Genomic DNA, 21,210 nt, shown 5'->3' on the forward strand with positions numbered 1-21,210 from the left:
CAGCCAAATCCACTTTGACTTGTATCAGGAACTGCGCGGCCTCCCTGGCCCTCAACGTCCGGCAATCTTGTGTGAAATCCGCCTGAGACTGGCGGATTAAAGCTGTTGCATCATTTTGCGCACACCGGCCACATGACGACGGCTGACGATCAACGCATCGCCGTTCAGGCCTTTGAGGAACAACTGAAAATGCCCCAGTGGCGTGCGCTGCAGGCGTTCGATGCGCTCGCGGGCGACCAGCGCGTTGCGGTGGATGCGCACGAAGCGGTCGCCGAATTCGTCTTCAAGCGCCTTCAGCGGTTCATCCAGCAGCACTTCGCCGCCCTCGTGGCGCAAGGTCACGTATTTGTGGTCGGCAATGAAGTAAACCACCTGACCCAGCGGGATCAGCTCGATGCCTTTGCGGGTCCGCGCACTGATGTGGCTGCGTGGGCCGCTACCGGTTTCGGCGGCGGGACGCGTGAGGGCAGCAAGTTGCACGCGGTTAGGGCGCTCGGCCTTCTTCAAGGCTTCGAGCAACGCCTCGGCGCGCACCGGTTTGACCAGGTAAACCACGCCGCTGGCTTGCATCGCCTCTTCGGCAAAATCGTCAGGGCCGGTGCAAAAAACCACGGCTGGCGGGGTTTCGCGTTCGCACAATCGGGCAGCCACTTGCAGGCCGTCGAGGCCCGGCATGCGGATATCGAGCAGCACGATATCCGGTCTATGGCTGTCGATCAGCGCCAACGCCTCTTCGCCGTTCGTGGCTCCGGGCTCCATGACACTGTATCCCTCGAGTTCACCGACCATTCGGCTCAGGCGCTCGCGGGCTAGGGGTTCGTCATCAACGATCAGGACATTCATATTGCGCTGGATTCCTGCGTGAGTCTCGCACAAGGATAGCGTAGACAGGTGAAGTGACATCCGTCACCGCGATCCACGCTAAGACTGGCGCGAGGGCTAAAAAGTGCCGCGAGACCGGCGGCTAAATTTTCCACTGCCGGGCGTTTGGCGGCCCAGGCTCGCGCTGGCAAGGCACTGCCGCAAGAGCTGGCCGAGGCATTGCGGTTAAACCTGGCCGAGGCATCGCCGTAGGGTTTGCTGATACACACCATGAACACCCCCCTTTTTTTATAGGCAGCGCCAGCGCACAGAAGTGCGCTGTTCCTACTGTCCAACTGTAGACGGTTGCCGGCGCGATATTGCTCAATTGAAAAATATCGTTGCGCATTAACCGCCGGCGTTGCCCGAGTATGGCCCCGCACATGAGAAAAAAACGTCGCGACCAGCGTCAACGACAGGATTGGCAACCCTGTTATTATCCGCCCCAGCGTAAAACGCCAACTTTCTTCAAGCCGATACGAGCGAATTCATGAGCACTGACAAGACCAATCAGTCCTGGGGCGGCCGCTTCAGTGAACCCGTCGACGCCTTCGTCGCCCGCTTCACCGCCTCCGTCACTTTCGACCAGCGCCTGTATCGCCACGACATCATGGGCTCGATCGCCCACGCCACTATGCTGGCCAAGGTCGGCGTGCTGACCGATGCCGAACGCGACAGCATCAGCGACGGCCTGAAAACCATTCAGGGCGAAATCGAAGCCGGCCAGTTCGACTGGCGCATCGACCTCGAAGACGTGCACATGAACATCGAGGCGCGCCTGACCGATCGCATCGGCGTGACCGGCAAAAAACTCCACACCGGGCGCAGCCGTAACGACCAGGTCGCCACCGACATTCGCCTGTGGCTGCGTGACGAGATTGACCTGATCCTCGCCGAAATCACCCGCCTGCAAAAAGGCTTGCTGGAACAGGCCGAGCGCGAGGCTGGCAGCATCATGCCCGGCTTCACTCACCTGCAAACCGCGCAACCGGTGACCTTCGGCCATCACATGCTGGCCTGGTTCGAAATGCTCAGCCGCGACTACGAGCGCCTGGTCGATTGCCGCAAGCGCACCAACCGCATGCCACTGGGCAGCGCCGCGCTGGCCGGCACTACCTACCCGATCGACCGCGAATACACCGCGCAACTGCTGGGCTTCGACGCCGTCGGCGGCAACTCGCTGGATAACGTCTCGGATCGTGACTTTGCTATCGAGTTCTGCTCGGCCGCGAGCATCGCGATGATGCACTTGTCGCGCTTCTCCGAAGAGCTGGTGCTGTGGACCAGCGCGCAATTCCAGTTCATCGATCTGCCGGACCGTTTCTGCACCGGCAGCTCGATCATGCCGCAAAAGAAAAACCCCGATGTGCCAGAGCTGGTGCGCGGCAAGACCGGTCGCGTGTTCGGCGCGTTGATGGGCCTGCTGACCTTGATGAAGGGCCAGCCATTGGCCTACAACAAGGACAATCAGGAAGACAAGGAACCGCTGTTCGACGCCGCCGACACGTTGCGCGACTCGCTGCGCGCGTTTGCCGACATGATCCCGGCGATCAAACCCAAGCACGCGATGATGCGCGAAGCGGCGTTGCGTGGTTTCTCCACCGCCACCGACCTCGCCGACTATCTGGTGCGCCGTGGTCTGCCGTTCCGTGATTGCCACGAGATCGTCGGCCACGCGGTGAAGTACGGCGTGGAAAGCGGCAAGGACCTGGCGGAAATGAGCCTGGAAGAGCTGCGCAAATTCAGCGATCAGATCGATCAGGACGTGTTTGCGGTGCTGACGCTGGAAGGCTCGGTGAATGCCCGTGACCACATCGGCGGGACTGCGCCGGCGCAGGTCAAGCAGGCTGTGGCGCGCGGTCAGGCGTTGCTCGCCAGCCGTTAAAGGCTTCGCGGGCAAGCCTCGCTCCTACAGGACTGCGTTGATATTTAAATCAACACGAATCTGTGGGAGCAAGGCTTGCCCGCGATGACATTCGCAGGAGCGCTACAAATCCTTATTTCTTGGCCGCAATCATCGCCATAAACCCTGGCATGGCCGCGTCCTTGTCCGCCGCAATCCGCTGCACATGCGGATTCTGCTCCAGCCGTTCCAGCAACGCCTTCGCCGCCGGCATCTCGGCCAACAGATCAATCCCGAACAGCTTCTGCCCCACCGCACAGGCCAGCGGCACGCTGTAGAGAAAGTACAGATCGGCAATGCTCAGCCGGTCGCCCGCCACATACGGGGCGAATTTGCCGTGCCTGCCCAACGACGCAAAACCCAGCAGCAACTCGGATTTGCTCTTGTCCTTGATCGCGTCCGGCACTGGCGAGCCGAAGAATGCTTCGCCATAACAGGCGCGGCCCGGCAGTTCGATGTACAGCTCGATTTCCTTGGCCAGCGCCAGCGTTTGCGCGCGCTCGAAGGGATCGCTGGGCAGCAGCGGCGTGCCTGTCTGGCTGTGTTCGAGGTATTCGAGGATCACGCTGGTTTCGTTGACAAAACCCTGATCGACGCCGAGCACCGGTACTTTGCCGCGCGGGCTGATGGCTAGCGCCTCCGCGGTGGCTGCCGGGTAAAACAGCACTTCTTCGAACGGCAGTCCCTTCTCCAGCAGCGCCAGTTTGACCATGTTGTAGTAGTTGCTGACGGAAAATCCATAAAGCTTGAGCATCACGAAGCCTCCAGGCCGTGCGGGGTGGGCAGTGCGTGTTTATAGATGGCCGGGGCGTTTCTTGCCAGCAGCATCACGGCGCTGAATGCAGGTAAACTGCGCGCCTTACCTTGAGGAGCCTGCCATGAGCGAGCCGACTGACATCGATAGCGACGAAGAAGAATTCGCCGAGAACACGCTGATCGAAGCGATTGAAAACCAGATCGAAAGCGACAACCCGCCAGCGGCCAAAGCGACCTTCAACAAGCTGACTCTGGTGGGTTACGAGCGCGAAGAAATCCTCAGCCTGATGGCCCACGTATTGGCAGTGGAAATCGACGCGATCCTCGAAGAAGACCGCGCGTTCAATACCGAATGGTACGAAACAGCCCTGCGCGCGCTGCCAGAATTGCCGCCAGAGAAGAACTAAACACGCCCCGCCCCCTGTAGGAGCGAGGCTTGCCCGCGAAGGCGTCCTCGATAACGCCAAAAGCTTCGCGGGCAAGCCTCGCTCCTACAAGTAACATCTGCGCCGTTCTTCCAGACCCTGTCTACACTGGTACGCACCCCGCTGCCGGGGATTGCTTCCCAAGGCGAAAAAACCCTGATGCAAGCACTGGACATGCCGCACGAGTGGGCTCACCTTAGGGGCGCTGTCGTCCAATTCCTAGAAAGTCTGGAGTCCTTATGTCGCTTACCCCTGAGTTGGTTGCCGAACTGGAAGTCCTTGCCCTCTTCAACCTGGACAGTTCCCAGGAAGGTTTGAAAATTCATCAGACCGCTGCCCCGAAACACATTGCCGCCGCCAAACGCCTGCATGAAAAAGAACTGATCGACCAGCCCGACGGCGGTTACCTGACCAGCCTGGGTCGTGACGCTGCGCAAAATGTGCAAACCGTCCTGACCATTCTGAGCGTCGAAGAAACAGCCTGAGCCTCAGCGTTTCGCCCACGGAAACCCCTGCTAAGGGATTTCCGCGGGCCAACTGATGCCGCTCGCTGGAAATCTGGCGTCAAAAATCAAATTCAGCTTAAAACTCCCGGGGCCGAGGCGCTAAACTGCCCCTCATCCGCAGACCCCACGTCCGAGCTTCGCGAGCCGGTTTGAGCTGACATGACCCGCACCCATGAAATCCGCCCCGATCTGGACGAGGGAATCGACCGCAAGGTTCTCAGCCAGCTGCGCGCACGTTTTCTCAAACTCAATGAAGGCCGCCTGGCCCGGGCGATGGAAGGGTTGTCGACGCGCCAACAAGCGGTTCTGACCCTGCTGCCACTGTTTTTCCACGTCAATCACCCGCTGCTGCCGGGTTATGTGTCCGGCAGCACGCCGGCCGGGCTGTCGAATTACGAGCCTGACGCCAACACCCTCACCGAAGCCCAACGCCTGACCCGCTCGTTTTCCTACAAGCCGCGCCACGGCAGCAATCCGCCGCGACCGATTCTCGGACTGTTCCTGATGGGCAGCCTCGGCACCCTCGCGCAGGCGGACCAGAGCGACATGGACGTGTGGGTGTGCCACGGCCCGGACCTGAACGAAAGCGAACTCTCCGAGCTGCGCAAAAAATGTCAGTTGCTCGAAGTCTGGGCCGCCAGTCAGGGCGCCGAGGCGCACTTCTTTCTGATTGACCCGAGCCGATTTGTTCGCGGTGAACGCGATACGCAATTGAGCTCGGAAGACTGCGGCACCACTCAGCACTATCTGCTGCTCGATGAGTTCTATCGCACCGCAATCTGGCTCGCCGGGCGCACGCCGATCTGGTGGCTGGTGCCGGTCTACGAAGAGGCGAGCTACAGCGAGTACACCCACACGCTGGTGTCCAAACGTTTTATCCGCGCCGACGAAACCCTCGACCTGGGCAATCTGGCGCACATTCCGCCGGGAGAATTCATCGGCGCCGGGCTCTGGCAGTTGTTCAAGGGCATCGAATCGCCGTACAAATCCGTGCTCAAACTGCTGCTGATCGAGGTCTACGCCAGCGAACATCCGCAGGTCCAATGCCTGAGCCTGCGCTTCAAACAAGCGGTGTTTGCCAACCAGCTCGACCTCGACGAGCTGGACCCGTACATCGTGGTTTACCGGCGCATCGAGGAATACCTGACTGCGCGTAACGAACCCGAGCGCCTCGAAGTCGTGCGCCGCGCGCTGTACCTGAAGGTCAATCGCAAACTCACCGCCGGCAACAGCCGCACGCAGAGCTGGCAGCGTTCATTACTCGAACGCCTGGCCAGCGAATGGCAGTGGGACCAGCGGCACCTGGCGTTGCTAGATAGCCGCAGCCAGTGGAAAGTCCGTCAGGTCGGCAGCGAACGCCGGGCGCTGGTCAGCGAACTGAATTACAGCTACCGCTTCCTGACCCAATTCGCCCGCACCGAACAAACCGTCAGCCTGATCAATAAACGCGACCTCAACGTGCTCGGTCGGCGCCTGTACGCGGCGTTCGAGCGCAAGGCCGACAAGGTCGAATTCATCAACCCGGGCATCGCCCCGGATTTGGCCGAAGACACCTTGACGCTGGTGCAAGCGCCGAACAAGAAAGAACCGGGCCAGACGCAATGGGGTTTGTACAACGGCAGCCTGACCGCGCATGAGTGGGAGCATTTTGCGCCGATCAAACGCAGCCGCGAATTGCTCGAACTGCTGACCTGGTGCCACCGCAACGGCGTGATCGACAGCAGCACCCGCCTGGCGCTGCACCCCGGCACCAGCGATTTGAGCGAATTCGAACTGTTCAACCTGCTCGGCAGCCTGCAACAAACCATCGCCCTGCCCCTTACCAGCGTCGCCGAAGACGCGCTGTTGCGCCCCAGCGTGCCGAGCGAAGTGCTGATTCTGGTGAACGTCGGCGTCGATCCGCTCAAGCACCATCGCGACCTCAACATCCTGATGACCACCGAACGCACCGACTCGCTGAGCTACGCCGGCGTGCGCGAAAATCTGGTGCTGACGCTCGATCAAGTCACCCTCAATAGCTGGAACGAAGTGCTGGTCAGCCGCTACGACGGCGCCCATGCGCTGCTCGATTGCGTCCGCGATCACCTCAACAATTTGCCGAAAAGTCCGTTGCAGCAACGCTCGCAGGTGCGTTTACAGGTGCGCTGCTTCTGCCACAACCGCGCGCAATTCATCGCCCGCCGCGTCGAGGAAATCCTCGATACCGCGCAGAACCTGCTACTGAGCAAACTCAATCATCGCTATCTGATTCAGGTCCAGCAGCATTACCACGTGCTCGAATTGATCCCCGGCCAGGTCAACCACATTGCCCTCGCCACCCTGCCGGCGCTGTTCGATTACCTTGGCGAAGAACTGGCGAGCTACAGCCCGCTGCACCTCGACCCGATGGCCCTCGAAGAACAGGACATCGCGTTGCTGCTGCCGATGGGCCAACCCGAATGCATCCAGGTGTTCTACCGGATCACCGAGCAACAGGCCGATTTGTACGTGCTGGATGAATTCAACGCGCTGTGGCAACAACGCCTGCCGTACCACGATGAACAAAGCCTGTTGGTGCCGCTGCAACGCTTCCTGCAATCGATCCTCTATCGCCGCGAAGCCCTGCTGCCGATGGACGCCGCCCAGCCGTCGAGCCTCGACACTTTGTATTACCAGTTATTGCCATCCGGCCCCGGCCGCGCCCGCCGAGTCGAACCGCGCCCCGCGCCGCAAACCCAGGCCGACAAGGCGTTCTACGACGTCCAGGCAATCATCGGCAAAGCCGCACCGGGACAGGTGCAGGTGACGTTGTATTGCAATCAGCGGGAGTTTTCGGAACTGGAGTATGGCGATCAGCTGTTTACCGTGGTCGCCCGGGAAATCATCGAACAACGCCGCGAAACAGAACGTTACCGCTGCTACATCACCGACCTCGACCTGTCGGGGCTGCTCGGTGATGGGCAGAGTTCGAGCAATTTGTATCTACGCTACAAGGCCGACCTGGAGCGCGCCCTGAACGAGGCACTCGAGCAGGTCTGAACGCTTACTCCGGAAAGTCGCCGCCATTGGCAGGCTGCGATTCAACTTCCAGCAGGGTGAGCTTCAACGTCTTGCCACCCGGTGCTGGCCAGTCAATGTGCTGGCCGACTTTCAGCCCGAGCAACGCACTGCCGACCGGCGCCAGAATGGAAATCTTGCCTTCGTCGGCATTGGCATCCTTGGGATAAACCAGAGTCAGGTGGTAATCCTTGCCACTGCCTTCTTCGCGGCAGTGCACACGGGAATTCATGGTCACGACATCCGCGGGCACTTCATCGTGACCGACCAGAGTATCGGCGCGATCCAACTCGGTTTGCAGCGCGATAACGCCCGGCAGCGTGTCATCCAGGCTGTCAATCAGGCGCTCCAGACGTTGCACGTCCAGACGGGTAAGGGTGATGGAAGGTACAGTCATGATCCAGGCAGACTCCTTTCTTCTGCACAAAAAAAGCAAAACCCCGCCAGAAAAAGGCGGGGTTTTCACGAGCCTCGATGAGTTGAGGCGTTCCCGGACACTATCACAGCACAATAAATAAACAAGTGAGGGCAAGGGGCGCATTAGCCGTGTGGGGGTAAACCCTGTGGCGAGGGGGCTAGCCCCCGTTCGGCTGCGAAGCAGTCGTGAGCTTTTAAGCCCGCTTCGCGACCCAGCGGGGTGGTGCGGCATTCCGAAAAGCCCCCTCGCCACAAAAGCTCTTATGCCAGGGCTTTGCGGTCAGCCGCCTGGGCGCAGATCACCCGACGACGATCGTCGTCGGCCGAGCGCCATTCGCGGATGTCTTCGACATGGCGAAAACACCCTTGGCAAACCTTCTGTTCATCGAGCCGGCACACGCCGCTGCAAGGCGAAGGCACCGCCGGGCTGATGTTGCTGTAGAGCGGCTTGGGCGGACGAAGCGGTGCAGGCTGAGTCACGGTTTCACAGACCTTCGAAATCGAGTTTCACGCCCGCCTGCTGCTCGACGATGCGCTCAAGCATCTCGCCCAACTGCTCCTCACTCTTGTCACACATCCAGCGCTCACTCTCCTCGTCATAATCGAAGTGAAAACCACCAGACACCGCCGCCAGCCACAACTGCCGCAACGGCTCCTGCCGACTGAAAATCAACTGACTGCCATTCTCGAACTTCACCGTCAGCACACCGGCCGAACTCTCCAGATCAATATCCAGATCACTCTCATCGAAAATATCCTCCAACGACTGCTGGGTGGCATCGACCAGATCGTGGAAACGGGCTTCGGTCAAACTCATTGCAGGAACCTCAAAAAGTGTCTGATCACGCTCAAGCGCCGCAAGATACGGGCGAGCCCCAGTGAATGCAAAGGATAACGACCAAGGGCAACCACGAAACCTGTGGCAGCGAGCCTGCTCGCGATGAAGCCATCATATTCAACATCAATGGTGCCTGACACTACGCCATCGCGAGCAAGCTTGCTCCCACAGGGATTGCACTTGGCTGACCTGCATTGTCACAAGGCCCGCCGGACGGGAGCGGCGTTACATAGGCAAGCTGCCGGGTGGCCGGTATACTCCGGCGCAATTAACGCATTTTCAAGGATTTCGCCATGAAGCGCCTGATCTCTTCCCTTGCTGCGCTCGTCGCGGTTGCTTGCCTTGTGTCGGCCTGTGGTCAAAAAGGCCCGCTGTACCTGCCAGATGACGACCAGGACCCTGTCGAACAGGCCAAATCGTCGCAAAAACAGCCTGCTTCCAAAGCACACAAGCACGACGTCTACCAATAATAAGGGAACGCCATGGACGCTTTTAACTACCGTGACGGTGAGCTGTTCGCGGAAGGCGTGGCCCTGTCCGCCATCGCCGAACGCTTTGGCACGCCGACTTACGTCTACTCGCGCGCCCACATCCAAGCCCAGTACCTGGCCTATGCCGACGCGCTGGCCGGCGTGCCGCACCTGGTGTGTTTTGCGGTCAAGGCCAACTCCAACCTTGGCGTGCTGAATGTCCTGGCCCGCCTCGGCGCCGGCTTCGACATCGTCTCGCGTGGTGAACTGGAACGCGTCCTGGCGGCTGGCGGCAGCGCCGACAAAATCGTTTTCTCCGGCGTCGGCAAGTCCCGCGACGACATGCGCCGCGCCCTCGAAGTCGGCGTGCACTGCTTCAACGTCGAATCCACCGACGAGCTCGAACGCCTGCAAGTGGTCGCCGCCGAACTCGGCGTTCGCGCGCCGATCTCGCTGCGCGTCAACCCGGACGTCGATGCCGGCACCCACCCGTACATTTCCACCGGTCTCAAAGAGAACAAGTTCGGCATCGCCATTGCCGACGCCGAAGACGTGTACATCCGCGCCGCGCAACTGCCGAACCTGGAAGTGCTGGGCGTCGATTGCCACATTGGCTCGCAACTGACCACCCTGCCACCGTTCCTCGATGCGCTCGATCGCCTGCTCGGCTTGATCGATCGTCTTGGCGAATGCGGCATTTACCTGCGCCACATCGACCTCGGTGGCGGCGTCGGCGTGCGTTATCGCGATGAAGAGCCGCCGCTGGTGGCCGACTACATCAAAGCCGTGCGCGAGCGCTGCGACGGTCGCGACCTGACGCTGCTGTTCGAACCGGGCCGCTTCATCGTCGCCAATGCCGGCGTGCTGCTGACCCAGGTCGAGTACCTCAAGCACACCGAATACAAAGACTTCGCCATCGTCGATGCGGCCATGAACGACCTGATCCGCCCGGCGCTGTACCAGGCCTGGATGGACGTCACGCCAGTGCGCCCGCGCGACAGCGCCGCGCGCCCATACGACATCGTCGGGCCGATCTGCGAAACCGGCGACTTCCTCGCCAAGGAACGCGAGTTGGCGCTGGAAGAAGGCGATCTGCTGGCGATTCATTCGGCCGGCGCCTACGGGTTTGTCATGAGCTCCAACTACAACACGCGCGGGCGTACCGCCGAGGTGTTGGTGGACGGTGATCAGGCATTTGAAGTGCGTCGCCGTGAGACGGTAGCCGAGTTGTTCGCTGGCGAAAGCCTGCTGCCGGAGTAAAACCATGCTGCTGCGTTTTACCAAGATGCACGGCCTGGGCAATGACTTCATGGTCCTCGACCTGGTCAGCCAGCACGCGCACATTTTGCCCAAGCACGCCAAGCAATGGGGCGATCGGCACACCGGCATCGGTTTTGACCAGTTGCTGCTCGTCGAAGCACCGAGCAACCCGGACGTGGATTTCCGTTACCGGATCTTCAACTCCGACGGTTCCGAAGTGGAGCAGTGCGGCAACGGTGCGCGCTGCTTCGCGCGCTTCGTGCTCGATAAGCGCCTGACCGCAAAACGGCAGATCCGCGTCGAGACCAAAAGCGGCATTATCGAACTGGATATCCGCAGCGACGGCCAGATCAGTGTCGACATGGGCGCACCGCGCCTGGTGCCGGCCGATATCCCGTTCGAAGCCGAAAGCCAGGCCTTGAGCTATCAGCTCGAAGTCGACGGCAACGTGGTCGAACTGGCTGCCGTGTCGATGGGCAACCCGCACGCGGTCTTGCGGGTCAGCGACATCAACAACGCGCCAGTGCATGAACTGGGGCGCAAAATCGAACACCATCCGCGCTTCCCGGCGCGGGTCAATGTCGGTTTCCTCCAGGTCATCGACCGCAACCGTGCGCAGTTGCGCGTGTGGGAACGCGGGGCCGGGGAAACCCAGGCCTGCGGCACCGGCGCCTGCGCTGCAGCAGTGGCTGCGATCAGCCAGGGGTGGATGGATTCGCCGCTTTTGATCGACCTGCCCGGCGGGCGTCTGTCCATTGAATGGGCAGGCCCAGGCCACCCGGTCGTGATGACCGGGCCGGCAGTGCGTGTATACGAAGGACAAGTACGTCTTTGAGAGAGCCAAATCCATGAAAGATAAGCCCCAGGTTCCCGCCCGACAGCCCGACGAATCCTCTTCCGAAAGCCTTGAGGCGGCGGCGATTGCCGCGTACCTGGAGGCTCATCCGGATTTCTTCGTCGAGCACGAAGAACTGCTCCCGGCGTTGCGCATTCCCCACCAGCGCGGCGACACCGTGTCGCTGGTGGAACGCCAGATGACCATCCTGCGCGACCGCAATATCGAGCTGCGCCATCGTCTTTCGCACCTGATGGACGTTGCGCGCGACAACGACCGCCTCTTCGACAAAACCCGACGCCTGATCCTTTCGCTGATGGACGCCGCCAGCCTCGAAGACGTGGTCATCAGCGTCGAAGACAGCTTGCGCCAGGACTTCCAGGTGCCTTTTGTCAGCCTGATTCTGCTCGGCGACAACCCGATGCCGGTCGGCCGCTGGGTCACCCACGCCGAAGCGCAAACCGCGATCGGCGGGCTGCTCTCGGAAGACAAAAGCGTCAGCGGCAGCCTGCGCGAGCATGAGCTGGACTTTTTGTTCGGCGAAGAACAGCGCAAGCAGATCGGTTCGACCGCCGTCGTCGCGATCAGCCATCAAGGCATCCACGGCATCCTGGCCATAGCCAGCCGCGATCCGCAGCACTACAAAAGCTCGGTCGGCACGCTGTTTTTGAGCTACATCGCCGAAGTCATGGGCCGCGTGCTGCCACGGGTCAACAACTCGCTACGCTCGGTACGCTGATCGTGGAACGACAACTGGACGCTTACTGCGAACACTTGCGCAGTGAGCGGCAGGTGTCGCCGCACACGCTTTACGCCTACCGCCGCGACCTCGATAAAGTGCTCAGCTGGTGCAGTAAACAGAACATCGACAGCTGGGCCGCGCTGGACATCCAACGCCTGCGCAGCCTGATCGCGCGCCTGCATTCCCAAGGGCAATCGTCCCGTAGCCTGGCGCGGTTGTTGTCGGCGGTGCGCGGGCTCTATCACTATCTGAACCGCGAAGGCCTGTGCGATCACGACCCGGCCAATGGCCTGGCGCCGCCGAAAGGTGAACGGCGCTTGCCGAAAACCCTCGACACTGACCGCGCGCTGCAACTGCTGGAAGGCGCGGTCGAGGATGACTTTTTGGCCCGTCGCGATCAGGCAATCATGGAATTGTTCTATTCCTCGGGATTGCGCCTTTCCGAGCTGACCGGGCTTAATCTGGATCAGCTGGACTTGGCCGATGGCATGGTTCAAGTGCTCGGCAAGGGCAGCAAAACGCGTTTGTTGCCGGTCGGTAAAAAGGCCCGCGAAGCATTGGAACTGTGGTTGCCGCTGCGGGCGCTGACCAACCCGGCGGACGACGCGGTGTTTGTCAGCCAGCAGGGCCGGCGCCTCGGCCCACGGGCGATTCAGGTGCGGGTCAAGGCGGCCGGCGAACGTGAACTGGGGCAAAATCTGCACCCGCACATGTTGCGACATTCCTTCGCCAGCCACTTGCTGGAATCCTCGCAAGACCTGCGCGCCGTCCAGGAATTGCTCGGTCACTCGGACATCAAAACCACGCAGATTTATACCCACCTGGACTTCCAGCATCTGGCGACGGTCTACGACAGTGCCCATCCACGGGCCAAACGAATCAAGGGCGATGAGTCATGACAATCCAGTTGATCACCTTCGACCTCGACGACACTTTGTGGGACACCGCCCCGGTGATCGTCAGCGCCGAAGCCATTCTGCGTGAATGGCTAACCGAGCACGCACCGCACCTCGGCGCGGTGCCGGTCGAGCATTTGTGGGCGATTCGTGAGCGCGTGTTGAGCAATGAGCCGGGCCTGAAACACCGCATCAGCGCCCTGCGCCGCCGCGTGCTGTTTCATGCCATGGAAGATGCCGGTTACGCCCACGACGAGGCGTCGACATTGGCCGACAAGGGTTTCGAAGTGTTTCTGCATGCGCGGCACCAGATTGAAGTGTTCCCCGAAGTGGAGCCGACGCTGGAGATTCTGGCCAACCATTACGCCCTCGGCGTGGTCACCAACGGCAACGCCGACGTGCGCCGATTGGGGCTGGCGGATTACTTCAAATTCGCGCTGTGCGCCGAAGACATCGGCATCGCCAAGCCGGATGCGCGCCTGTTTCATGAGGCATTGCAACGTGGCGGTGCGGTGGCCGAAACCGCGGTGCACATCGGCGATCATCCCGGCGACGACATCGCCGGCGCCCAACAGGCAGGGTTGCGCGCAATCTGGTTCAACCCGACCGGCAAGCCATGGGAAGCGGACCGCTTGCCCGACGCCGAAATCCGCCGCCTCAGTGATTTGCCAGCGCTGCTGGCACGCTGGAACGCAGCTTCGGCCTGACCACAAAACCTGTGGGAGCAGAGCTTGCTCGCGATAGCGGTGGGTCTGCCAACATCAATTCTGAATGTTAAGCCCCCATCGCGAGCAGGCTCACTCCTACAGGTGATCTGCGTCGGGCACAGATTTCGTGCCCACCGCGATCAATTGTGGGAGCGAGCTAGCTCGCGATAGCGGTGGGTCAGCCAACATCAATTCTGAATGTTAGGCCCCCATCGCGAGCAGGCTCACTCCTACAGGGGATCTGCTTCAGACGCAGATTTCGCGCCCGCCGCGATCAATTGTAGGAGTGAGCCTGCTCGCGATAGCGGCAGGTCAGCCAACACAGATATCAGCTGACCTAACGCTATCGCGAGCAAGCTTTGCTCCTACGGGGGTGGTGCCACGCCTTTTGTAGCGCCCATGAAAAAGCCCGCAGCGACGGCGGGCTTTTTCAGCAAGCAAGCAGGTGACAGGCGTTTAGATAGGCCGGCTGCCGTACTTGTTGTCAGGCTTTTTGGGCGGATCGGCGACCACGTTGGCCTCCACTTCCTGCACCTTGCCACCTTTGGCCAGGAACTCTTCCATGGCCTTGGCCAGGGCGTCGCGTTCCTTGTTTTTGGCTTCGACGCTTGGCAACTCATCGACCGACACCGCAGCCTTGGCTTTACCTTTGGCGGTCGGGGCCGGCGCTTCGCCGCCATCGTCTTCAGCAACGTCTTCCGCCGCTGCTTCCAGGCCTTCTTCGGCCTCGTCTTCGTCGCCTACTTCGAGGTCGTCGTTTTCCAGATCATCGTCGCTCATGTTCTACCTCATGACTTGCGAAAAGCAGATTAGTTATAGCCCAGCTACGCCGTCTGTCGAAGGCTGCCGGAAAAAATTCTACAACCGCTTGTAACCAGCGGTTACGCCCCTTCACCGTGCAGGGTGGCGAGGACTTTACGGGCACCGCCGAAATCGCGGTGCTCGCCCAGATAAACGCCTTGCCAGGTGCCCAACGCCAGCCGACCTGCCGCAATCGGCAGACTGATCTGACAGCCAAGGACGCTGGCCTTGAAGTGCGCCGGGAGGTCGTCCAAGCCTTCGTCGTTATGCTCAAAGCCGTCTGTTCCTTGTGGGATCAGCCGATTGAAAAATCGTTCGAAGTCGCGACGTACCGCCGGATCGGCGTTCTCGTTGATGGTCAACGACGCCGAGGTATGCTGCAGCCACAAGTGCAACAGACCGACCCGGCACGCCTTGAGTTCAGGCAGGCCGGCGAGTAACTCGTCCGTTACCAGATGAAAGCCCCGGGGCCGCGCCCGCAGGGTAATCAGCGTCTGTTGCCACATACAGTTCTCCGCACGTTCGGGGCGCATTCTAGCGCGCTCTGGGAAAAAACAAAGGCCCTAATATTCCCGCATTGCTGTAAGTTTTTCGCTTGTAAAAAACCCTCGTCGTAAACACGACATAAGGCGTAGGAAAAAACCTTTCAGCAGCCTCTTAAATGACAAATCCCGGACAAAAAAATGCCCGGCGAACCGGGCAAGTTTTTTTCTGCGCGTCTTACAAGTTGTAGCCGCGTTCGTTGTGTTGTGCCAGATCGAGGCCGACCGCTTCTTCTTCCTCGGTAACCCGCAGGCCCATGACCGCGTCCAGTACCTTGAGAATGATGAAGGTGACGATCGCGGTGTAGATCACCGTGAAGCCCACGCCTTTGCATTGAATCCACACTTGTGCGGCGATGTCGGTGACGGTGCCGAAGCCACCCAGCGACGGTGCAGCGAACACACCGGTGAGGATTGCGCCGAGAATACCGCCGATGCCGTGCACGCCGAAGGCATCCAGGGAATCGTCATAACCGAGTTTGCGTTTCAGCGTAGTGGCGCAGAAGAAGCACACCACGCCAGCGGCCAGGCCGATCACCAGCGCGCCCATTGGGCCCACGGTGCCAGCGGCCGGAGTGATTGCCACCAGACCGGCGACTACACCCGAAGCGATACCCAGTGCACTTGGTTTGCCGTGCGTGACCCACTCGGCGAACATCCAGCCCAATGCGGCAGCAGCGGTGGCGATCTGCGTGACCAGCATCGCCATGCCGGCAGTGCCGTTGGCGGCGGCGGCGGAACCGGCGTTGAAACCGAACCAGCCAACCCACAGCATGGCCGCGCCCATCAGCGTGTAACCGAGGTTATGCGGAGCCATCGGGGTGGTCGGGAAGCCTTTGCGCTTGCCCAGTACCAGGCAGCAGATCAGACCGGCAACACCGGCGTTGATGTGCACCACGGTGCCGCCAGCGAAGTCGAGCACGCCCCAATCCCACATCAGGCCGCCGTTGCCGGACCAGACCATGTGCGCAATCGGTGCGTAAACCAGAGTGAACCAGATGCCCATGAAGATCAGCATCGCGGAGAACTTCATGCGCTCGGCGAACGCACCGACAATCAGCGCCGGGGTGATGATCGCGAAGGTCATCTGGAAGGTCACGAACACCGCTTCCGGGAACAACGCCGCAGGACCGGTGATGCTCGCTGGCGTGATGCCGGCGAGGAACGCCTTGCCCATGCCGCCGAAGAACGAGTTGAAGTTGACGACGCCCTGCTCCATGCCGGTGGTGTCGAACGCAATGCTGTAGCCATAAATGACCCACAGGATGCTGATCAGACCGGTAATGGCGAAGCACTGCATCATCACGGAAAGAATGTTTTTGGAGCGAACCATGCCGCCGTAGAACAGCGCGAGGCCGGGAATGGTCATGAACAGCACGAGGGCTGTCGAGGTCAGCATCCAGGCGGTATCGCCGGAATTGAGGACTGGGGCCGCCACTTCGTCTGCCGCCATAGCCAGGCTGGGCATTACGAGGGACAACAGGGCTCCTAGCCCTGCGAATTTACGCAGAGTCATATTGTTTTCTCCTGGGGCGTTGGGTTTGTGGCGGCTTAGATCGCGTCGGTATCGGTTTCGCCGGTACGGATGCGAATCGCCTGTTCCAGATTGACCACGAAAATCTTGCCGTCACCGATCTTGCCGGTGTTGGCTGCCTTGGTTATCGCCTCGATAACCCGGTCAAGATCCTTGTCGTCAATGGCGACATCGATCTTCACCTTTGGCAGGAAATCGACCACGTACTCCGCGCCGCGATACAGCTCGGTGTGACCCTTCTGCCGACCGAAGCCTTTGACCTCAGTAACGGTAATGCCCTGCACGCCGATCTCGGACAACGACTCGCGTACATCGTCCAGCTTGAACGGCTTGATGATGGCAGTGACTAGCTTCATGAAAACTCTCTCCCGAATTGGTGGACTTGCCCCAGGAAAACAAACCCGTCGCAAGTCTAAGCGCAGTGCCTGGCTTTGTAACGCATCGTCGGCCCAACCTGCCCGTCCGACGCCAGCTAACCGCTCCGTGCAGAACTTCCCCGTTCCACGTGGCGCACTGCATTCGTCACAGCGACTGCATCAGTGCATGGGTCATTAGCGACTAAGCAGAAAGCTTGCCATCTCGCCAAAAACCCCTGAATTCAATCCCTTGGTCGCTGCTGCAAGCCGCTTCCCGTTAACGCTGCAGAGATAACGCACAACAACGGTGCGCTGCCGTCCGTCCGCCTGCGCGAAAAGCGTGCATCCGTGCCTGCGGAGTTGACTATAGACACTGCGTGATACACTGCCCGCCATTGTTTCCAGGACCTTTCCCATGCTCGCGCCCAAAGACTTCCTCGACGCCCTGAGCGGCACCGCCTCCCGCCTTTTCAGCGGCGACAACCCTTTGCCGAAAAGCGAAATCGAAAGCCAGTTCAAGGCCCTGTTGCAGAGCGGCTTCAGCAAACTGGACCTGGTCAGCCGGGAAGAGTTTGATAGCCAGATGGTCGTGTTGGCGCGCACGCGGGCACGGCTGGAAAGCCTGGAAGCGAAAGTCGCAGAGATGGAAGCGAAGCTGAATCCGCCGACCGAGTAACGCCGCTGACAATGCGTTCCCTGTAGGAGCAAGGCTTGCCCGCGAAAGAGTCGCCTCGGTCGCCCAGCCCTCCCACACTGTAACGACTACCCCCCTGTAGGAGCTGCCGAGGGCTGCGATCTTTTGATCTTGCGCCCCGCAACAATCTCGGCAACGTCCTACAAAGAACATCCCCGCCGTCCGATAGCGTCGTAGTGCTCCAACTTCTAAGCTCCCAGCAGCTGATTATTCAGCACTGGGTTTGGCGACCTGGAAGCTTAAGGAGGCTACTTCTGTTCGATGGCGGCTAGTTTGAGCCACATCGAGTCATGGTGGCTGTGCGTGGGAGACCTTCGGGTCTGCCGGGTTCCTTTTGCTCCGGTTCGCCAACCCGCGTACAGCTGCCACCAATTGTTTGGCGACGATTGAGAGCAGCCCTTCAAGCAAAAGGAGTTGTATCAATGAATAGCGACGAAACCTATCTGATCCCAAACACCTTCACCCGCCACAAACTCCACCTCCATGCCCTGCTCATCCAGAATCAACCCTGGTTCAGCGCCCGCGACCTCGGGCGTCTGCTACGCCTGTTCCTCGACGAACGCGCCGTCCGAAAACTCGACCCCGACCAACATCAATCGGTGCGAATGCTCAGCCACGGCAGCGTCGAAAACACCCTGCTCATCAGCGAATCCGGCGTCTACGCACTGCTGATCTACCACTACTGCCCCGAACACCGAAGCCTGCGCGAATGGCTGACCCACGACGTAGTGCCCGCCCTACGAGACGCGCAACAACCCACCTCAACCGAACGCCCGATCTTGAGCCTGCTGAGCTGGCCAGACATGTCATTGAGCTTGCTGCACTGGAATAACCAGCCGTGGATTCGGTTGCAGGATGTGCCGCAGATGCTACCGGAGGGTGATCGGCCACAGCGCGCGGGGAATGCGCCGTGGTGGAAGCGTGCTTCGCGAATGCTCCAAGCATTCTGAACGACAAAGAAAAACCCCACGTTTGCAGCGTGGGGTTCGTTCTTAAATTAGAGAATCAAGCGCAGTGCGCAAGACGCTCAACCTGATCACGGATCGCAGCGCCTCGTTCGAGCTCGGCTTTGCGTAAATCGTAAGTCAATTGCAGGTTCAGCCAAAACTCAGGGGTCGTGTCCAGGCAGATAGAGAGCCTGATAGCCATATCAGCACTGACCCCACGACGCTGAAGCACGATGTCATTCACCGTAGGCGTCGAAACGCTCAATGCCCTGGCCAAAGCCGCAGCTGTAAGGTTCAGAGGCTCCAGGTATTCCTCTTTGAGGATCTCGCCGGGGTGGACCGGGCGCATACCGTTTTTAGTCATTACTCACCTCAGTGATAATCGACGATTTCGACATTCTCTGGTCCGTTAGGACCCCAAACAAAGCAAATTCGCCATTGAGCGTTGATGCGGATGCTGTACTGCCCTTTTCGATTTCCCTCCAACGTCTCCAAGCGATTGCCCGGTGGTGATCGAAGGTCCATCAGAACGGCAGCAGCATCAAGCATCGTCAGCTTCCGTTCCACGACGCTCAGAATGGCTGACCACATACGGGTCTTACCGTTGCGAAACAGGTACTCGGTCTCAGAACACTTAAAGCTAACGATCATAATTTAAAGCTTAACGTTATGCATTAATCTTGAGTGTATGACCTGAATTCACTTATGCAAAGGCGCCAGGGTTGTTTCTGTTAGTCCCCTCAGAACTTTAGGAAAGAGACTACGCAGGCCTTCAGAGCACCTTTGAAATACAGCCGTTTCCTACGAATAGACGCTCCAATTCTCATTGCGCCACTGCCTCGCTCATCACTTCAGCTGCCCGATCTGGATAACACTCTGAATAGCTCCCGTTGACGAGACGTAGGCCTCGGCCTCACCGAAGCCTGCAAATAAAAAACCGCCAACTCAAGGCGGTTTTTTTTCGCCTCCAATTCAGCTTTCGCCAACATCCTTCATCGATCCAGGCAACGTCCTACAACAACCTCGTCCCGCGACTGATTACGTCGGCGAACTGGCACGCTTAAGCTGCAGGCTGCAAAAAGAAGCTCGCAACATCCTGCGAAAGTTTGGCACCTGCGACGTCACGCCATCCGACTACCCTTCTGAAACCGCAGGAAGCGGTTCCCAAAAAGCTCAAGGAACGATCATGGCCCTCTCCATCGTCCACAGCCGCGCCCAGATTGGCGTGGATGCGCCCGCCGTTACCGTAGAAGTGCATTTGGCCAACGGCTTGCCGTCGCTGACGATGGTCGGTTTGCCGGAAGCGGCGGTGAAGGAAAGCAAGGACCGGGTACGCAGCGCGATCATCAATTCCGGGCTGCAATTTCCAGCGCGACGGATCACGCTGAATCTCGCGCCGGCGGACTTACCCAAGGACGGTGGGCGCTTTGATCTGGCGATTGCCCTGGGGATTTTATCGGCCAGCGTGCAGGTGCCGACGCTGACCCTGGACGATGTGGAATGCCTGGGCGAATTGGCCCTTTCAGGCGCGGTGCGCGCAGTTCGTGGTGTGCTGCCGGCGGCGCTGGCGGCGCGCAAGGCCGGGCGAACGCTGGTGGTGCCGCGCGCGAATGCCGAAGAGGCGTGTCTGGCGTCGGGGCTGAAGGTGATTGCGGTGGATCATTTGCTGCAAGCAGTGGCGCACTTCAACGGGCACACGCCGATTGAGCCTTATGTCTCCAACGGTTTGCTCTACGCCAGCATGCCGTACCCCGATTTGAATGAGGTGCAAGGCCAGATGTCAGCCAAGCGTGCGCTGCTGATTGCGGCGGCAGGCGCGCACAATTTGCTGTTCAGCGGCCCGCCAGGCACGGGCAAAACCCTGCTCGCCAGTCGTTTGCCGGGCCTGTTGCCACCGCTGGCCGAGCATGAAGCGCTGGAGGTGGCAGCGATTCAATCGGTGTCCAGTTGTGTAGCGTTGAGCCACTGGCCGCAACGGCCGTTCCGCCAGCCGCACCATTCCGCCTCCGGCCCGGCGCTGGTCGGCGGCGGCTCGAAGCCGCAACCCGGCGAAATCACCCTCGCCCATCATGGCGTTCTATTCCTCGATGAACTCCCGGAATTCGATCGCAAAGTTCTAGAGGTATTACGCGAGCCGATGGAGTCCGGCCACATCGTGATTTCCCGCGCCAAGGACCGTGTTCGCTTCCCGGCCCGCTTTCAATTGGTGGCGGCGATGAACCCGTGTCCCTGTGGATATCTTGGCGAACCGAGCGGGCGTTGCAGCTGCTCGTCGGACATGGTCCAGCGTTATCGCAACAAACTCTCGGGGCCGTTGCTGGATCGCATCGACCTGCACCTGACCGTCGCCCGCGAAGCCACGGCACTCAATCCATCGCCCAAACCCGGAGACGACACCGCCACCGCTGCCGCACTGGTCGCCGACGCAAGAGAGTGCCAACACAAACGTCAGGGTTGCGCCAACGCCTTCCTCGATCTGCCGGGCTTGCGCCGCCACTGCAAGTTATCCACAGCTGACGAGAACTGGTTGGAATCGGCTTGCGAACGACTGACCTTATCGTTGAGGGCAGCACACCGATTGCTCAAGGTTGCCCGCACCTTGGCAGACCTTGAACAAGTCGATGGCATCACCCGCGAGCATCTGGCGGAAGCTCTGCAATATCGGCCGACGGCGAACTGACCGT

24 protein-coding genes are annotated in these 21,210 nt (G+C 60.1%); 13 read left to right on the forward strand and 11 right to left on the reverse strand.

What is annotated here, in order from left to right:
- Positions 1-96: 96 nt before the first annotated feature.
- Positions 97-843 carry a LytTR family DNA-binding domain-containing protein gene (locus BI292_RS14300; protein ID WP_101208227.1) on the reverse strand — a complete coding sequence of 249 codons (747 nt, stop codon included), beginning with the start codon at positions 841-843 and terminating at the stop codon, positions 97-99.
- A gap of 508 nt (positions 844-1,351) precedes the next feature.
- Here BI292_RS14300 and argH point away from each other — a divergent pair.
- Entirely contained in the window at positions 1,352-2,746 is a 1,395-nt protein-coding gene (argH, locus tag BI292_RS14305; protein ID WP_092276358.1) for an argininosuccinate lyase, read from the forward strand.
- Positions 2,747-2,858: 112 nt separating this feature from the next.
- Here argH and BI292_RS14310 read toward each other — a convergent pair whose 3' ends face one another.
- Positions 2,859-3,518 (reverse strand): glutathione S-transferase family protein, encoded by a 660-nt coding sequence (locus BI292_RS14310; protein WP_101208228.1) that lies wholly within the window; start codon positions 3,516-3,518, stop codon positions 2,859-2,861.
- Positions 3,519-3,642: 124 nt separating this feature from the next.
- Here BI292_RS14310 and BI292_RS14315 point away from each other — a divergent pair, with 124 nt between their 5' ends.
- The 3 genes from BI292_RS14315 (at position 3,643) to BI292_RS14325 (ending at position 7,469) form a co-directional block, all read left to right on the forward strand.
- The gene (locus BI292_RS14315; protein ID WP_092276352.1) at positions 3,643-3,927 is read left to right on the forward strand and encodes a hypothetical protein; all 285 of its coding nucleotides are present in this window, start codon (positions 3,643-3,645) and stop codon (positions 3,925-3,927) included.
- A 257-nt stretch (positions 3,928-4,184) separates the two neighbouring features.
- Positions 4,185-4,430, forward strand: a complete 246-nt coding sequence (locus BI292_RS14320) for a TIGR02647 family protein (RefSeq protein WP_092276346.1) — start codon at positions 4,185-4,187, stop codon at positions 4,428-4,430.
- A 180-nt stretch (positions 4,431-4,610) separates the two neighbouring features.
- On the forward strand, positions 4,611-7,469 hold the full coding sequence (locus tag BI292_RS14325; RefSeq protein ID WP_101208229.1) for a class I adenylate cyclase: 2,859 nt from the start codon (positions 4,611-4,613) through the stop codon (positions 7,467-7,469).
- 4 nt (positions 7,470-7,473) lie between these two features.
- Here BI292_RS14325 and rnk read toward each other — a convergent pair whose 3' ends face one another.
- From rnk to cyaY, 3 genes are all read right to left on the reverse strand, one after another.
- Complete coding sequence (rnk, locus tag BI292_RS14330) at positions 7,474-7,884, reverse strand: nucleoside diphosphate kinase regulator (RefSeq protein ID WP_092276339.1); 411 nt, start codon at positions 7,882-7,884, stop codon at positions 7,474-7,476.
- A 281-nt stretch (positions 7,885-8,165) separates the two neighbouring features.
- Positions 8,166-8,384: a DUF1289 domain-containing protein gene (locus BI292_RS14335; protein ID WP_101208230.1), complete on the reverse strand. Its 219-nt coding sequence runs from the start codon at positions 8,382-8,384 to the stop codon at positions 8,166-8,168.
- A 4-nt stretch (positions 8,385-8,388) separates the two neighbouring features.
- The gene (gene cyaY / locus BI292_RS14340) at positions 8,389-8,721 is read right to left on the reverse strand and encodes an iron donor protein CyaY (protein ID WP_101208231.1); all 333 of its coding nucleotides are present in this window, start codon (positions 8,719-8,721) and stop codon (positions 8,389-8,391) included.
- A 314-nt stretch (positions 8,722-9,035) separates the two neighbouring features.
- Between cyaY and BI292_RS14345 the strand changes: the two genes are divergently transcribed.
- From BI292_RS14345 to BI292_RS14370, 6 genes are read left to right on the forward strand one after another with little or no spacing between them, the layout of a single operon-like run.
- Positions 9,036-9,212 (forward strand): lipoprotein, encoded by a 177-nt coding sequence (locus tag BI292_RS14345; protein WP_092276328.1) that lies wholly within the window; start codon positions 9,036-9,038, stop codon positions 9,210-9,212.
- A 12-nt stretch (positions 9,213-9,224) separates the two neighbouring features.
- Positions 9,225-10,472 (forward strand): diaminopimelate decarboxylase, encoded by a 1,248-nt coding sequence (lysA, locus tag BI292_RS14350; protein WP_101208232.1) that lies wholly within the window; start codon positions 9,225-9,227, stop codon positions 10,470-10,472.
- 4 nt (positions 10,473-10,476) lie between these two features.
- A complete protein-coding gene (gene dapF, locus BI292_RS14355; RefSeq protein ID WP_092276322.1) occupies positions 10,477-11,307 on the forward strand; it encodes a diaminopimelate epimerase in 831 nt (276 codons plus the stop codon).
- A gap of 13 nt (positions 11,308-11,320) precedes the next feature.
- Positions 11,321-12,046, forward strand: a complete 726-nt coding sequence (locus BI292_RS14360) for a DUF484 family protein (RefSeq protein WP_101208233.1) — start codon at positions 11,321-11,323, stop codon at positions 12,044-12,046.
- Positions 12,047-12,048: 2 nt separating this feature from the next.
- The gene (xerC, locus tag BI292_RS14365; RefSeq protein WP_101208234.1) at positions 12,049-12,948 is read left to right on the forward strand and encodes a tyrosine recombinase XerC; all 900 of its coding nucleotides are present in this window, start codon (positions 12,049-12,051) and stop codon (positions 12,946-12,948) included.
- On the forward strand, positions 12,945-13,652 hold the full coding sequence (locus BI292_RS14370; RefSeq protein WP_101208235.1) for an HAD family hydrolase: 708 nt from the start codon (positions 12,945-12,947) through the stop codon (positions 13,650-13,652). Before xerC ends, BI292_RS14370 begins: the two co-directional genes overlap by 4 nt.
- 456 nt (positions 13,653-14,108) lie before the next feature.
- On the opposite strand, the gene sutA is transcribed toward BI292_RS14370, so the two are convergent.
- The 4 genes from sutA to glnK all read right to left on the reverse strand — a co-directional run bounded on the left by sutA (position 14,109) and on the right by glnK (position 16,885).
- The gene (gene sutA, locus BI292_RS14375) at positions 14,109-14,432 is read right to left on the reverse strand and encodes a transcriptional regulator SutA (protein ID WP_101208236.1); all 324 of its coding nucleotides are present in this window, start codon (positions 14,430-14,432) and stop codon (positions 14,109-14,111) included.
- A gap of 101 nt (positions 14,433-14,533) precedes the next feature.
- Positions 14,534-14,959 (reverse strand): secondary thiamine-phosphate synthase enzyme YjbQ, encoded by a 426-nt coding sequence (locus BI292_RS14380; protein ID WP_092276307.1) that lies wholly within the window; start codon positions 14,957-14,959, stop codon positions 14,534-14,536.
- A gap of 214 nt (positions 14,960-15,173) precedes the next feature.
- Positions 15,174-16,511, reverse strand: a complete 1,338-nt coding sequence (locus BI292_RS14385; RefSeq protein ID WP_092276304.1) for an ammonium transporter — start codon at positions 16,509-16,511, stop codon at positions 15,174-15,176.
- Positions 16,512-16,546: 35 nt separating this feature from the next.
- On the reverse strand, positions 16,547-16,885 hold the full coding sequence (glnK, locus tag BI292_RS14390) for a P-II family nitrogen regulator (protein WP_002555808.1): 339 nt from the start codon (positions 16,883-16,885) through the stop codon (positions 16,547-16,549).
- Between the two features lie 415 nt (positions 16,886-17,300).
- On the opposite strand from glnK, the gene BI292_RS14395 reads away from it, so the two are divergent.
- Both BI292_RS14395 and BI292_RS14400 read left to right on the forward strand, forming a co-directional pair.
- The gene (locus tag BI292_RS14395; RefSeq protein ID WP_101208237.1) at positions 17,301-17,561 is read left to right on the forward strand and encodes an accessory factor UbiK family protein; all 261 of its coding nucleotides are present in this window, start codon (positions 17,301-17,303) and stop codon (positions 17,559-17,561) included.
- Positions 17,562-18,001: 440 nt separating this feature from the next.
- Positions 18,002-18,529 (forward strand): Bro-N domain-containing protein, encoded by a 528-nt coding sequence (locus tag BI292_RS14400; protein WP_101208238.1) that lies wholly within the window; start codon positions 18,002-18,004, stop codon positions 18,527-18,529.
- Positions 18,530-18,584: 55 nt separating this feature from the next.
- Here BI292_RS14400 and BI292_RS14405 read toward each other — a convergent pair whose 3' ends face one another.
- Both BI292_RS14405 and BI292_RS14410 read right to left on the reverse strand, forming a co-directional pair.
- The gene (locus BI292_RS14405) at positions 18,585-18,890 is read right to left on the reverse strand and encodes a HigA family addiction module antitoxin (RefSeq protein WP_101208239.1); all 306 of its coding nucleotides are present in this window, start codon (positions 18,888-18,890) and stop codon (positions 18,585-18,587) included.
- Positions 18,891-18,898: 8 nt separating this feature from the next.
- The gene (locus tag BI292_RS14410; protein WP_101208240.1) at positions 18,899-19,177 is read right to left on the reverse strand and encodes a type II toxin-antitoxin system RelE/ParE family toxin; all 279 of its coding nucleotides are present in this window, start codon (positions 19,175-19,177) and stop codon (positions 18,899-18,901) included.
- A gap of 535 nt (positions 19,178-19,712) precedes the next feature.
- Between BI292_RS14410 and BI292_RS14415 the strand changes: the two genes are divergently transcribed.
- Entirely contained in the window at positions 19,713-21,206 is a 1,494-nt protein-coding gene (locus BI292_RS14415) for a YifB family Mg chelatase-like AAA ATPase (protein ID WP_101208241.1), read from the forward strand.
- Positions 21,207-21,210: the final 4 nt, after the last annotated feature.

Source organism: Pseudomonas sp. 43NM1, assembly GCF_002836905.1.
GTDB classification, from domain to species: domain Bacteria; phylum Pseudomonadota; class Gammaproteobacteria; order Pseudomonadales; family Pseudomonadaceae; genus Aquipseudomonas; species Aquipseudomonas prosekii.